Here is a 14,232-nt window from a genome sequence, read left to right on the forward strand (position 1 = left end):
GCTGTTTTTCGTTCTCTCAACACATTCTTATGCGCTTAGCTTTGAGTCCACTACAAAACCCCTTGGGTGTTGTATGGTTAAGCCTCACGGGCAATTAGTACAGGTTAGCTCAACGCCTCACAACGCTTACACACCCTGCCTATCAACGTTCTAGTCTCGAACAACCCTTTAGGATACTTAAAGTATCAGGGAAGACTCATCTCAGGGCTCGCTTCCCGCTTAGATGCTTTCAGCGGTTATCGATTCCGAACTTAGCTACCGGGCAATGCGTCTGGCGACACAACCCGAACACCAGAGGTTCGTCCACTCCGGTCCTCTCGTACTAGGAGCAGCCCCCTTCAATCTTCCAACGCCCACGGCAGATAGGGACCGAACTGTCTCACGACGTTCTAAACCCAGCTCGCGTACCACTTTAAATGGCGAACAGCCATACCCTTGGGACCGACTTCAGCCCCAGGATGTGATGAGCCGACATCGAGGTGCCAAACACCGCCGTCGATATGAACTCTTGGGCGGTATCAGCCTGTTATCCCCGGAGTACCTTTTATCCGTTGAGCGATGGCCCTTCCATACAGAACCACCGGATCACTATGACCTGCTTTCGCACCTGCTCGAACCGTCATTCTCGCAGTTAAGCGGGCTTATGCCATTGCACTAACCTCACGATGTCCAACCGTGATTAGCCCACCTTCGTGCTCCTCCGTTACTCTTTGGGAGGAGACCGCCCCAGTCAAACTACCCACCAGGCACTGTCCTCACCCCGGATAACGGGGCTAAGTTAGAACATCAAACATACAAGGGTGGTATTTCAAGGACGGCTCCAACGCAACTAGCGTCACGTCTTCAAAGCCTCCCACCTATCCTACACATGTAGGTTCAATGTTCAGTGCCAAGCTGTAGTAAAGGTTCACGGGGTCTTTCCGTCTAGCCGCGGGTACACTGCATCTTCACAGCGATTTCAATTTCACTGAGTCTCGGGTGGAGACAGCGTGGCCATCATTACGCCATTCGTGCAGGTCGGAACTTACCCGACAAGGAATTTCGCTACCTTAGGACCGTTATAGTTACGGCCGCCGTTTACCGGGGCTTCGATCAAGAGCTTCGCTTACGCTAACCCCATCAATTAACCTTCCGGCACCGGGCAGGCGTCACACCGTATACGTCATCTTACGATTTTGCACAGTGCTGTGTTTTTAATAAACAGTTGCAGCCACCTGGTATCTGCGACTCTCATCAGCTCCATCCGCGAGGGACTTCACCATCAAGAGCGTACCTTCTCCCGAAGTTACGGTACCATTTTGCCTAGTTCCTTCACCCGAGTTCTCTCAAGCGCCTTGGTATTCTCTACCCGACCACCTGTGTCGGTTTGGGGTACGATTCCTTACAATCTGAAGCTTAGAGGCTTTTCCTGGAAGCATGGCATCAATGACTTCACTACCGTAGTAGCTCGACGTCGTGTCTCAGCCTTAGAGAGAGCCGGATTTACCTAACCCTCAAGCCTACGCACTTGAACCTGGACAACCGTCGCCAGGCCCACCTAGCCTTCTCCGTCCCCCCATCGCAATTGTAAGAAGTACGGGAATATTAACCCGTTTCCCATCGACTACGCCTTTCGGCCTCGCCTTAGGGGTCGACTTACCCTGCCCCGATTAACGTTGGACAGGAACCCTTGGTCTTCCGGCGGGGAGGTTTTTCACCCCCCTTGTCGTTACTCATGTCAGCATTCGCACTTCTGATACCTCCAGCATGCTTTACAACACACCTTCAACGGCTTACAGAACGCTCCCCTACCCAATACGATAAATCGCATTGCCGCAGCTTCGGTTTACAGCTTAGCCCCGTTACATCTTCCGCGCAGGCCGACTCGACTAGTGAGCTATTACGCTTTCTTTAAATGATGGCTGCTTCTAAGCCAACATCCTAGCTGTCTGAGCCTTCCCACATCGTTTCCCACTTAGCTGTAATTTGGGACCTTAGCTGGCGGTCTGGGTTGTTTCCCTCTCCACGACGGACGTTAGCACCCGCCGTGTGTCTCCCGGATAGTACTTACTGGTATTCGGAGTTTGCAAAGGGTTGGTAAGTCGGGATGACCCCCTAGCCTTAACAGTGCTCTACCCCCAGTAGTATTCGTCCGAGGCGCTACCTAAATAGCTTTCGGGGAGAACCAGCTATCTCCGAGTTTGATTGGCCTTTCACCCCTAGCCACAAGTCATCCGCTAATTTTTCAACATTAGTCGGTTCGGTCCTCCAGTTGATGTTACTCAACCTTCAACCTGCCCATGGCTAGATCACCCGGTTTCGGGTCTATATCCAGAGACTGAACGCCCAGTTAAGACTCGGTTTCCCTACGGCTCCCCTAAATGGTTAACCTTGCCACTGAATATAAGTCGCTGACCCATTATACAAAAGGTACGCAGTCACCCCACGAAGAGGCTCCTACTGCTTGTACGTACACGGTTTCAGGTTCTATTTCACTCCCCTCACAGGGGTTCTTTTCGCCTTTCCCTCACGGTACTGGTTCACTATCGGTCAGTCAGGAGTATTTAGCCTTGGAGGATGGTCCCCCCATATTCAGACAGGATAACACGTGTCCCGCCCTACTCGATTTCACTGAACATGCGCTGTCGGCTACGGGGCTATCACCCTGTTTCGCGGTCCTTTCCAGAACCTTCACCTGACGCATGTAAAGCTTAAGGGCTAATCCAATTTCGCTCGCCGCTACTATCGGAATCTCGGTTGATTTCTTCTCCTCGGGGTACTTAGATGTTTCAGTTCCCCCGGTTCGCTTCATTAACCTATGTATTCAGTTAATGATAACTGCTTATGCAGTTGGGTTTCCCCATTCGGAAATCTCAGACTCAAGTGGCTGTTACTGCCTAATCTGAGCTTATCGCAAGTTACTACGTCCTTCATCGCCTCTGACTGCCAAGGCATCCACCGTGTACGCTTAGTCACTTAACCATACAACCCGAAGGAGTTTCGGGTTGTTGTTAAACAACCTAGGTGTCACACATTTATTTTTCATGAGTGTGTGACTGATTTTGCCGGACTCAATTTGAAGACTTACTGAATCAGTAAGCTTCGATACCAAGCACACTTGAATGTGTTTGTTGGTGTATTCCATTCAGGAATACATTGAGAACTTTACAAACAACAATAAATTGTTGTTTTGTCAGCTTTCCAAATTGTTAAAGAGCAAGATTCACTTTCTGTATCAGAAAGAAACCATTTTTAAAGATTCTAAAGGTAAAACCTTTAAAGATGGTATCCCGTAGGGGAGTCGAACCCCTGTTACCGCCGTGAAAGGGCGGTGTCCTAGGCCTCTAGACGAACGGGACACAGCAGTGTATCTCCGCACTAAAGGGCAGAGGTACGAATCTCTTCACTTTATTAAACACTATCAATCTGTGTGAACACTCATCGCAATAATCATTCGTATAAGGAGGTGATCCAGCGCCAGGTTCCCCTAGCGCTACCTTGTTACGACTTCACCCCAGTCATGAACCACAAAGTGGCAAGCGTCCTCCCGAAGGTTAAACTACCTGCTTCTTTTGCAGCCCACTCCCATGGTGTGACGGGCGGTGTGTACAAGGCCCGGGAACGTATTCACCGTGACATTCTGATTCACGATTACTAGCGATTCCGACTTCATGGAGTCGAGTTGCAGACTCCAATCCGGACTACGACGCACTTTTTGGGATTCGCTCACTTTCGCAAGTTGGCCGCCCTCTGTATGCGCCATTGTAGCACGTGTGTAGCCCTACTCGTAAGGGCCATGATGACTTGACGTCGTCCCCACCTTCCTCCGGTTTATCACCGGCAGTCTCCCTGGAGTTCCCGACATTACTCGCTGGCAAACAAGGATAAGGGTTGCGCTCGTTGCGGGACTTAACCCAACATTTCACAACACGAGCTGACGACAGCCATGCAGCACCTGTCTCAGAGTTCCCGAAGGCACCAAAGCATCTCTGCTAAGTTCTCTGGATGTCAAGAGTAGGTAAGGTTCTTCGCGTTGCATCGAATTAAACCACATGCTCCACCGCTTGTGCGGGCCCCCGTCAATTCATTTGAGTTTTAATCTTGCGACCGTACTCCCCAGGCGGTCTACTTAACGCGTTAGCTCCGAAAGCCACGGCTCAAGGCCACAACCTCCAAGTAGACATCGTTTACGGCGTGGACTACCAGGGTATCTAATCCTGTTTGCTCCCCACGCTTTCGCATCTGAGTGTCAGTATCTGTCCAGGGGGCCGCCTTCGCCACCGGTATTCCTTCAGATCTCTACGCATTTCACCGCTACACCTGAAATTCTACCCCCCTCTACAGTACTCTAGCCTGCCAGTTTCAAATGCAATTCCGAGGTTGAGCCCCGGGCTTTCACATCTGACTTAACAAACCACCTGCATGCGCTTTACGCCCAGTAATTCCGATTAACGCTCGCACCCTCCGTATTACCGCGGCTGCTGGCACGGAGTTAGCCGGTGCTTCTTCTGCAGCTAACGTCAAAAGATACCGCTATTAACGATACCTCCTTCCTCACTGCTGAAAGTACTTTACAACCCGAAGGCCTTCTTCATACACGCGGCATGGCTGCATCAGGCTTGCGCCCATTGTGCAATATTCCCCACTGCTGCCTCCCGTAGGAGTCTGGACCGTGTCTCAGTTCCAGTGTGGCTGATCATCCTCTCAGACCAGCTAGGGATCGTCGCCTTGGTGAGCCCTTACCTCACCAACTAGCTAATCCCACCTGGGCATATCCTGACGCGAGAGGCCCGAAGGTCCCCCTCTTTGAGCCGAAGCTATCATGCGGTATTAGCCATCGTTTCCAATGGTTATCCCCCACATCAGGGCAATTTCCCAGGCATTACTCACCCGTCCGCCGCTCGCCGCCCAACAAATCCCCCGAAGGTTCAATGTTGTCGCTGCCGCTCGACTTGCATGTGTTAGGCCTGCCGCCAGCGTTCAATCTGAGCCATGATCAAACTCTTCAATTAAAGTTTTGGCTCAATGAATACTGATAACATTACTATGTAATGTTGAATTGACTGTGCTCGATACCGAAGTATCAAATTGGTCACTCAGTTCATTGATAAATCTTTTGCGATTATCATCAACGAGTGCCCACACAGATTGATAGGTTTATATTGTTAAAGAGCATTGCTTTTCGAAGCTTTCTTCTCGAAGCGGAGGTGCATTCTAGCGAGATAACTGAGAGTGTCAAACACTTTTTTCAATTTTCTTTTTCAGAAGCTTTCACCTCGATGACAACCGCTGAAGCCTTGTGGCGTCTGCCGTGTCAGTGAGGCGGCATTATAGGGAGGAATTAAAACAGCGCAAGTGCTTTTTTAAAAAAACTTTAAAAAAAAGACCGTTCGATGAATAAACCAGCAAAAAGACGAAAAAGAGGGCATTTTTGCCCTCTTTTTCTTATTTAACGCCATTTAGATACTAGATAAAGGCATACGCGTCCGCGAACATTCGTTCGCTACGTGCTTGTTTGTTTTGCGTAAACTGTTCACGTGCGGCACCTGCCATTTCAAAACGGCCAGCAATATAAATGTCAAACTCTGCCAGTGAATCGAAATCCTGCTCTATCGCCTGAAGTACGTTACCCACTTTACCCGTCCACTGAGGTGCTGGGTTTTCGACAACAGGAATAAAGTGAACATTCTCATTCTGAGCAGCAATCGCTTCTAACTCGGCTTTTGCATACAGTTGACTCTCATCGCGCCCACCCCAGTAGAGATAAAGAGCGTTAGGCATCTGTTGAGCGACACAATGATCCAGAATAGAACGCACGTAACTAAAGCCTGTACCGCCGGCAATCAGCAGCAACGGACGGTCACTGTCTTCTTTTACCCACGCATCGCCATGCGGCGCATCGATAATAATGTCGGATCCCTGTTCCAGCGCATGGCGCATGGCTTGCACGACTTCCAACGCATAAGCGTTATGTTCGGCGGCGCCGATATGCAGCTCCAGCTCACCTTCATGACGACATGGGCTGCTGGCAATGGAAAACGGACGTTTGTCTTTCTCGCCCATTACGACCATCAGATACTGACCTGCGTGGAATGCGACCGGTTGTTCCGGATGCAGCAGAATCTGAAACGTATTGCTGGCTAATGGCTGAATAGACTTTACTTTACATTTAATGGTCATGAGCTTCCTTCTTACTTACTCTTCAAAAGTAAGTACTAAATGACTTTCTGCGAAGGCTTGGCAGGGAAATATCCATCCTTGAGCTTGCTCTTTCTCTGTAAGCATAGGTTCAAGATGGTAACTGACCTCACCTTCGACTTTGCGGCATAGGCAGGCGGCACAAGCACCGACCTGGCAACGGTGTGGAAATGAAATATGCTGGTTGAGCGCAGCGTCCAACACCGTTTGCCCTTCTTCTACCTCAAACTGAATATTGCTCGGAAGCAAACGGACAGTGTGGGTCATAGAATACTTAACTCATCCCAAATCGCATCGATTTTCGCGACCAGTTTAGGATCTTTCTTAATCGGCGTGCCCCACTCGCGTTGGACCTCACCTTCAAACTTATTGGTGGCATCCATGACGAGCTTAGATACTCGGCCGCCTTGTGCATGCATACGCACAGTATCACGGGCAGGATCCATTCGGGTAGTAATGGCCCAGATAATGTCATGCCAGTCGCGGATATTGACATCGTCGTCACACAGCACCACAAACTTCACATCAGCGTATGGCGCTAAAAATGCCAATACTGCCTCCATCACTGGCTGAGACTGGCCCGCTTGCTTCTTCTCCATTTTGACCAGCGCGAAGCAATTATTCGCTGAAGGCGGTAAGTACAGATCGCATACCAAGGGGTTCTGCGATTTGAATGCCTCGATATCGGCTTCTGCAACGACTACCTGATCAGTGCTGTCCTCTGGTTCAGACATCGCCAGCTCAGTCGCCCACTTGGTGGTCGCATCCATGCCCATCTTCGAACCTAGCCCTACCACGGGTGAAGCAAAGTCCAGCGAATCAATCGGCGTGTGCTCTATCATCAAGGTATCGCGTACCGGATCCATATGCTCAGTCATGGCTGCAATCACACAGCCCCAGTCTCGGGCATTCACCGATTCATCACAGACAATGACATATTTGGTGTACATAAACTGACGCAGGAAAGACCAAACACCCATCATGACGCGCTTCGCATGCCCCGGATACTGTTTTTTCATCGTCACCACCGCCATGCGGTAAGAGCATCCCTCCGGTGGCAGATAGAAATCAGTAATTTCGGGAAACTGCTTTTGCAGAATCGGCACAAACACTTCGTTGAGTGCCACACCCAGTACCGCAGGTTCATCAGGTGGACGTCCGGTATAGGTACTGTGATAGATCGGTTGATTGCGCATAGTAACATGCGTCACCGTGAACACATGGTGGCGTTCGACTTCATTATAGTAGCCAGTGTGATCGCCATACGGGCCTTCATCAGCGTACTCGTTAGGGTCGATATATCCTTCCAAGACGATTTCCGCGCTGGCAGGCACTTCCAGATCATTACTGATGGACTTCACTACTTCGGTTTTGCTGCCACGCAGTAAACCGGCAAATGCGTATTCCGACAAGGTGTCCGGTACCGGAGTGACCGCCCCCAGAATGGTGGCCGGGTCAGCACCAAATGCAACAGAGACCGGGAAAGGTTCGCCCGGATGGGTTTCCATCCAGTCACGAAAATCTAATGCGCCACCACGATGAGCAAGCCAGCGCATGATAATTTTATTTTTGCTGATTTTTTGCTGACGGTAGATGCCTAAGTTCTGGCGCTTCTTATTGGGACCACGCGTGATGGTCAATCCCCAGGTTAACAGTGGCGCAACGTCATCCGGCCAGCAGCTCATCACAGGTACTTTATCGAGATCAACATCCTCGCCCTGCCAAACAATATCTTGGCACGGGGCGCGGCGTAATCTTTTGGCCGGCATATTGAGAACCTGTTTGAATACAGGCAGTTTGTCGATTGCATCTTTAAAACCGCGCGGTGGCTCGGGCTCTTTCAGGTAAGCCAATAATTTGCCGACCTCACGCAATTCCTGAACCTGATCTCGCCCCATCCCCATGGCGACACGCTCTGGCGTACCAAACAGATTGGTGAGCACGGGAATGTCAGAACCAATCGGGTTTTCAAATAACAGAGCCGGGCCACCAGCACGTAAGGTGCGATCGCTGATCTCCGTCATTTCATAGTGAGGGTCAATTGGGTGCGTAATGCGTTTCAACTGGCCATGTTTGTCCAGATGATCGAGAAATTCACGTAAATCCTTAAAACTCATAGGTCTTCTGATGATTGGTTAATCTGCGCGCAGTATAACAAAAAGAAGGACTCTCGGTCCCTCTTTTGCTGTTTTTGCTGTTTTTGTGGCGTACCAATACGTTATTGCGCCAGTACCTGCAAAATGGCGTGACTCTTCACCTGACGATTACTGGCCAGAATCTCCTTCAGCCATGATTGGTATCCCTGATCGGCCAGTGCCTGCGCGACAATCGGCGCTTCCTCAGAATTGCCCAATCGCTCGACCAGAAATGTTTTCACTTCTTCCGACATCGGTTTAGAACGGGCCAGCTCTTTGAGGGCCTGATTTTTCAGACGTGGATTATCCACGGCCACCATCATCTGTTGCAGCGCGAATTCATCTCCTTGCTTGGCGAGCCGGTCTAGCTCCTGCTCGACATGAAAGTCAGCGCGCATCAACCACAGTAACTTATATACCTGCGGATCTTCACTGACCTGGGCCATGCGCACCATGACGGAAGAAGAAGGTAGCCAACTGGTCACAGAAGCCTGAGTGAGTTGGTCCGTCAACGCCTTCACCGCCTCCGCCGACAAACTGTCAAACTCACGAATTAACAGCGCTTCACGAGCCTGAACCTGATGCTCATTGCCTGACAGCCATTGACGCAGATTAAGCTCATAACGTTCCGCTTTGAGAACAAAGTCCAGCACACTCTGATCCTGATTCCATTGTTTAATCAGTCGATTGGCGATACCGAGATAATCAAAGGCAGGAACAGAAAACTCGTAGCCTTCCCCTTTTTCCATCACTTGATAAACGGGCGCGATTTGACGCTGCGCATCAACAAAATTGACCATTCTCGGAGACAACACCAAACGGCTTTGATCCAAATGTTGTAATAGCAGGTAGCGCACCGCTTCCTGCTGCGGCAGTGCTAAGCGCTGCAACGCAAAACGGAGTGCATCGATATCATCTTTCACCGCCAGTTCCATCAGTTCTGCCACTTTTTGCTGCAGTTGATGGTCCTGTAACAGTTGCTGGCGTTCCTGTGGAGCCATTTCCACCGCCGAAGCGGGTGTCATCCAGAGTGAAAGAGATAGGAGAAGTGTAAACAACATTCCTTGTTGCATATTAACCTCCTGTTAACATTCTTAGCCATTGTGGGCGGTTCATGGCGAGAATGCAAACAAAAACACCACCCAGAGGGTGGTGTTTTTTAATTCGCAGAAATCTTACTGACGGCGCATCGCGTCAAAGAATTCGTCGTTAGTTTTGGTCATGGCCAGTTTGTCGATCAGGAATTCCATCGCATCAGTTTCGCCCATAGGGTGAACAATCTTACGTAGAATCCACATCTTCTGCAGTTCATCCGGCTTAGTCAGTAGCTCTTCACGACGAGTACCACTGCGGTTGAAGTCGATCGCTGGGAAAACACGTTTTTCAGCAATCTTACGGTTCAGGTGCAGTTCCATGTTACCTGTACCTTTGAACTCTTCATAAATGACTTCATCCATCTTCGAACCGGTATCGACCAGCGCAGTGGCGATGATCGTCAGGCTACCGCCTTCCTCAACATTACGAGCCGCACCAAAGAAGCGCTTAGGACGATGCAGTGCGTTCGCATCCACACCACCAGTCAGTACTTTACCTGATGAAGGCACGACCGTGTTGTAAGCACGAGCGAGACGAGTAATCGAATCCAGCAGGATCACCACATCTTTCTTATGTTCAACCAGACGTTTCGCTTTCTCGATCACCATTTCAGCCACTTGAACGTGACGTGATGCCGGCTCATCGAAAGTCGAAGCAACCACTTCACCTTTCACCAAACGCTGCATCTCAGTCACTTCTTCCGGACGTTCGTCAATCAGAAGAACCATCAACACACACTCAGGGTGGTTGCTGGCGATACTTTGTGCAATGTTTTGCAGCAGCATGGTTTTACCCGCTTTTGGCGGAGCAACGATCAGACCACGCTGACCTTTACCAATTGGTGCCGCCAGGTCGAGAACTCGCGCCGTAATGTCTTCAGTAGAACCATTACCACGTTCCATCACCATACGTTCGTTGGCATGCAGAGGAGTTAAGTTTTCGAAAAGGATTTTATTGCGGGCGTTGTCTGGTTTGTCGTCGTTAACTGTGTTCACTTTTAACAGTGCAAAGTAACGCTCACCTTCTTTAGGCGGACGGATTTTCCCGGCGATCGAGTCACCCGTGCGCAGGTTAAAGCGACGAATCTGGCTCGGTGACACATAGATGTCGTCAGGACCAGCCAGGTATGAACTGTCTGCACTGCGTAGGAAACCAAAACCGTCTTGAAGAATTTCCAAGACCCCGTCACCAAAGATGTCTTCACCACTTTTTGCATGTGCTTTGAGGATGGAGAAGATAATGTCTTGTTTTCTCAGACGCGCAAGGTTTTCAAGGCCCAGGCTCTCACCAAGTTTCACAAGATCAGACACAGGTCTGTTCTTCAATTCTGTTAGATTCATTGTGGTGGATACTTGTTTAGTCAAAATAGGATCTGTTTTCTAGTTAAGATGGATTTGGTCGCAGGATTGACCAAGAAGTGAACATTTGTTTAATTAACGTGCGATAAACTAGCACTAAATATTAGCCTAGTCTAGAAAATGTTTTTTACCAAAAACAAAACCGCACATATTGCTATGTACGGTTTCTGGGCGTTCCCTTATAGGTTCGCGTCTAAGAATTCTTTCAGTTGAGTCTTAGATAGCGCACCAACTTTGGTTGCTGCAACGCTACCATCTTTAAACAGAAGAAGCGTTGGAATGCCACGAATACCAAACTTAGGCGGAGTTCCCGCGTTGTGGTCGATATTCAGTTTACCGATAGTGAGTTTGCCTTCGTACTCGTCTGCGATTTCATCAAGAATCGGCGCAATCATTTTACAAGGACCACACCATTCTGCCCAAAAATCAACAAGAACCGGGCCTGCAGCTTTGATCACATCGTTCTCAAAACCTTCATCAGAAAGCTGCAAAATTTTATCACTCATCATCCACTCCAATGTGTTTTTCTGAACTGGTTGCATACTAACCAGTAAATAGATGCTCTATTGGAATGTATTTACTTCCGTATTGCAAGCCTAAGCTGATATTCTATACCTATGAAAAAGACGCATATCACAGAGCAAAAGTTCGCCGACTTCGGTTTACATCCGCAAGTCATTGAAGGATTGGAAAAAAAAGGGTTCGAATACTGCACCCCTATCCAAGCCTTGGCGCTGCCGGTACTGCTCACCGGCCAAGACATCGCAGGCCAGGCCCAGACGGGTACTGGTAAAACGCTCGCGTTTCTTACTGCTACTTTCCACCATTTATTGACTACACCAGAAATTGAGGGCCGTCAGCCAACGCAACCTCGTGCGATCATTATGGCTCCGACCCGTGAACTGGCGATTCAAATCTATAACGATGCCGAGCCTCTGATTGCCAGCACCGGTATTAAAGCAGCGCTTGCTTATGGCGGCGAAAGCTACGACAAACAGCTGGCGAAACTGCAAGACGGCGTAGACGTGCTGATTGGCACCACTGGCCGTATCATCGATTTCTACAAACAGCGCGTCTTTAACCTCAACAACATTCAGGCTGTGGTACTGGATGAAGCCGACCGCATGTTCGACCTTGGCTTTATTAAAGATATCCGTTTCCTGTTCCGTCGTATGCCGGAGCCGAAAGACCGTCTCAACATGCTGTTCTCAGCGACGCTGTCTTACCGCGTACAGGAACTGGCGTTCGAACACATGCACAATCCTGAGCACGTGGTGGTGGAGCCAACGCAAAAAACCGGTCACCGTATTAAAGAAGAGCTGTTCTACCCATCGAATGAACACAAGATGGCGTTGCTGCAGACTCTGCTTGAAGAGGAATGGCCGGATCGCGCGATTGTATTTGCCAACACTAAGCACCGTTGTGAACAAATCTGGGGCCATCTGGCTGCCGATGGTCACCGCGTAGGCCTGCTGACTGGTGACGTTCCGCAGAAAAAACGTGAACGCATTCTTGAGCAGTTCACAAAAGGCGAAGTGGACGTTCTGGTTGCCACCGACGTGGCAGCTCGCGGCCTGCACATTCCTCAGGTAACGCACGTATTCAACTACGACCTGCCAGACGATTGTGAAGACTACGTTCACCGTATCGGCCGTACCGGTCGTGCAGGTGCCAGCGGTCACTCAATCAGCTTCGCTTGTGAAGAGTACGCGATTAACCTGCCAGGCATCGAAGAGTACATCGAGCATGCGATTCCAACGTCTGAGTACGACCCGTCAGCTCTGCTGACCGATCTGCCGAAAGCGCTGACGATGCGTTCATCGCAGCAACGTCGCACTAACACCGGCGGTCAACGCAACAACAATAACGGCAACCGTAAATCTCAACGTCGTCCGCGCTCACCTCGTCCGCGTCAGAACAAGGATTCGTAAGCCGTCTATGAGTCAAGCCGTTTCTTCACCGCTATATGCTGCCATCGACCTCGGGTCGAACAGTTTTCACATGTTGATTGTGCGCCATATTGATGGCAGCGTTCAGACCATGGCAAAAATCAAACGCAAAGTGCGTTTAGCCGCTGGTCTGGATGAAAACAATGCGTTGAGCTTTGAAGCGATGCAGCGTGGCTGGGATTGTCTCAGTCTGTTTGCTGAGCGCCTGCAAGATATTCCTGATGAGAATATCCGCATTGTCGGTACTGCCACACTGCGCACAGCCACGAATGTCGATGCGTTTCTTAGCAAAGCCAACGCCATTCTTGGTCACCCGATAGAGGTGATCTCCGGCGAAGAGGAAGCGGCCACGATTTACAAAGGGGTCGCCCACACCTCCGGCGGCATGGGCCGTCGACTGGTGGTGGATATTGGCGGCGCCAGCACCGAGCTGATTATCGGTGAAGGTTTTGAAGCCAAAGCCCTGACCAGCCTGAAAATGGGTTGCGTCACTTGGTTGGAACGTCATTTTAAAGACCGTCAGCTCAACGCGACCAACTTCAATAACGCCATTCATGCCGCCAAGCAGATGCTGGCTCCCATTCTGGAACAGTACACACAACTGGGCTGGAATGTGTGCGTTGGCGCCAGCGGGACGGTACAAGCGCTGCAAGAGATCATGTTGGCGCAAGGCATGGATGAAGTGATCACACTGGCCAAGCTCAAGCGTTTGCAAAAGCAAGCCATGCTGGCCGATCATCTGGAAGAGCTGGAAATTGAAGGGCTGACGCTGGAACGGGCCTTAGTCTTTCCAAGCGGCTTGTCTATTCTGATCGCGATTTTCGAATCACTCAATATTGATGCAATGACACTGGCCGGTGGCGCGCTGCGTGAAGGTTTGGTGTATGAAATGGTCGAAGGTCTGCGTCAGGACGATATTCGTGCCCGCACCATCGCCAGCATTCAGAACCGCTACCAGCTCGATACCGCTTATGGGGAACAAGTGGCTACGCTGGCCGCCAAACTACTGGCTCAATGCGGTGGTGAAGAGTGGATTAGCGAACCGCAGGCGGAAATGTTGCTGAGCAGTGTGGCGCAGCTACATGAAATCGGACTGTCGATCGATTACAAAAAAGGCGGCGAACACAGTGCTTATCTGCTCCAGCACCTTGAGCTGCCGGGCTACACCCGCGCGCAGAAGCATTTTCTCGCGGAACTGGCACGTCGCTATCGTGAACAACTGACTTCGCTGCCAGAGCAATATGCCCTGTCCGGCACCAGTGGTAAACGCGTACTGCGTCTGTTCCGTCTTGCCGTTTTGCTCAGCCATCGCCGCAACGCCGCACTGGAGCCTCAGGTAACCTTGGTTGCGGAAGGCGACAAGCTGACGTTAAGTCTCGATGCCGATTGGCTGGAGCAGAATCCGCTCACCCACGCGGAACTGGAGTTGGAAGCCAACCGCCAAACTGATATTGGCTGGCCGCTGACCATCAATACGCTGTAAAAAAACGCCCATTCAGGGCGTTTTTTATTTCGCAC

Annotated in this window: 8 protein-coding genes, 1 tRNA gene and 2 rRNA genes; 2 read left to right on the forward strand and 9 right to left on the reverse strand. The window is 50.3% G+C overall.

What is annotated here, in order from left to right; all coding sequences use genetic code 11:
* Positions 1 to 73: 73 nt before the first annotated feature.
* The 9 genes from DYA43_RS13100 to trxA form a co-directional block, all read right to left on the reverse strand.
* Positions 74 to 2,961: ribosomal RNA gene (locus tag DYA43_RS13100) — 23S ribosomal RNA — on the reverse strand.
* Positions 2,962 to 3,262: 301 nt separating this feature from the next.
* Positions 3,263 to 3,338: transfer RNA gene (locus DYA43_RS13105), tRNA-Glu, on the reverse strand.
* Positions 3,339 to 3,438: 100 nt separating this feature from the next.
* Positions 3,439 to 4,991, reverse strand: a 16S ribosomal RNA gene (locus DYA43_RS13110).
* The 16S and 23S rRNA genes sit together here with 1 tRNA gene alongside, the layout of an rRNA operon.
* A 454-nt stretch (positions 4,992 to 5,445) precedes the next feature.
* Positions 5,446 to 6,159: an NAD(P)H-flavin reductase gene (gene fre, locus DYA43_RS13115; RefSeq protein ID WP_020431188.1), complete on the reverse strand. Its 714-nt coding sequence runs from the start codon at positions 6,157 to 6,159 to the stop codon at positions 5,446 to 5,448.
* A gap of 15 nt (positions 6,160 to 6,174) precedes the next feature.
* Positions 6,175 to 6,444, reverse strand: a complete 270-nt coding sequence (locus DYA43_RS13120; RefSeq protein ID WP_020332361.1) for a 2Fe-2S iron-sulfur cluster-binding protein — start codon at positions 6,442 to 6,444, stop codon at positions 6,175 to 6,177.
* Complete coding sequence (gene ubiD, locus DYA43_RS13125; protein WP_061056961.1) at positions 6,441 to 8,294, reverse strand: 4-hydroxy-3-polyprenylbenzoate decarboxylase; 1,854 nt, start codon at positions 8,292 to 8,294, stop codon at positions 6,441 to 6,443. Before ubiD ends, DYA43_RS13120 begins: the two co-directional genes overlap by 4 nt.
* Positions 8,295 to 8,395: 101 nt before the next feature.
* Positions 8,396 to 9,385 (reverse strand): hypothetical protein, encoded by a 990-nt coding sequence (locus DYA43_RS13130; protein ID WP_061056962.1) that lies wholly within the window; start codon positions 9,383 to 9,385, stop codon positions 8,396 to 8,398.
* 102 nt (positions 9,386 to 9,487) lie between these two features.
* Complete coding sequence (gene rho, locus DYA43_RS13135) at positions 9,488 to 10,747, reverse strand: transcription termination factor Rho (RefSeq protein ID WP_024374422.1); 1,260 nt, start codon at positions 10,745 to 10,747, stop codon at positions 9,488 to 9,490.
* A 197-nt stretch (positions 10,748 to 10,944) separates the two neighbouring features.
* On the reverse strand, positions 10,945 to 11,271 hold the full coding sequence (trxA, locus tag DYA43_RS13140) for a thioredoxin TrxA (protein WP_004728344.1): 327 nt from the start codon (positions 11,269 to 11,271) through the stop codon (positions 10,945 to 10,947).
* 111 nt (positions 11,272 to 11,382) lie between these two features.
* On the opposite strand from trxA, the gene rhlB reads away from it, so the two are divergent.
* Both rhlB and gppA read left to right on the forward strand, forming a co-directional pair.
* Positions 11,383 to 12,696, forward strand: coding sequence for an ATP-dependent RNA helicase RhlB (gene rhlB / locus DYA43_RS13145; protein ID WP_020332366.1), 1,314 nt, complete (start codon positions 11,383 to 11,385; stop codon positions 12,694 to 12,696).
* A 7-nt stretch (positions 12,697 to 12,703) separates the two neighbouring features.
* Entirely contained in the window at positions 12,704 to 14,197 is a 1,494-nt protein-coding gene (gene gppA, locus DYA43_RS13150; RefSeq protein ID WP_044364072.1) for a guanosine-5'-triphosphate,3'-diphosphate diphosphatase, read from the forward strand.
* Positions 14,198 to 14,232: the final 35 nt, after the last annotated feature.

Source organism: Vibrio fluvialis (assembly GCF_900460245.1).
GTDB classification, from domain to species: Bacteria; Pseudomonadota; Gammaproteobacteria; order Enterobacterales; family Vibrionaceae; genus Vibrio; species Vibrio fluvialis.

Coding starts and splice junctions, on each gene's coding strand:
- trxA (WP_004728344.1), bottom strand. CDS start 11,271: ATGAGTGATAAAATTTTGCAGCTTTCTGATGAAGGTTTTGAGAACGAT.
- ubiD (WP_061056961.1), bottom strand. CDS start 8,294: ATGAGTTTTAAGGATTTACGTGAATTTCTCGATCATCTGGACAAACAT.
- gppA (WP_044364072.1), top strand. CDS start 12,704: ATGAGTCAAGCCGTTTCTTCACCGCTATATGCTGCCATCGACCTCGGG.
- DYA43_RS13120 (WP_020332361.1), bottom strand. CDS start 6,444: ATGACCCACACTGTCCGTTTGCTTCCGAGCAATATTCAGTTTGAGGTA.
- rho (WP_024374422.1), bottom strand. CDS start 10,747: ATGAATCTAACAGAATTGAAGAACAGACCTGTGTCTGATCTTGTGAAA.
- rhlB (WP_020332366.1), top strand. CDS start 11,383: ATGAAAAAGACGCATATCACAGAGCAAAAGTTCGCCGACTTCGGTTTA.
- DYA43_RS13130 (WP_061056962.1), bottom strand. CDS start 9,385: ATGCAACAAGGAATGTTGTTTACACTTCTCCTATCTCTTTCACTCTGG.
- fre (WP_020431188.1), bottom strand. CDS start 6,159: ATGACCATTAAATGTAAAGTAAAGTCTATTCAGCCATTAGCCAGCAAT.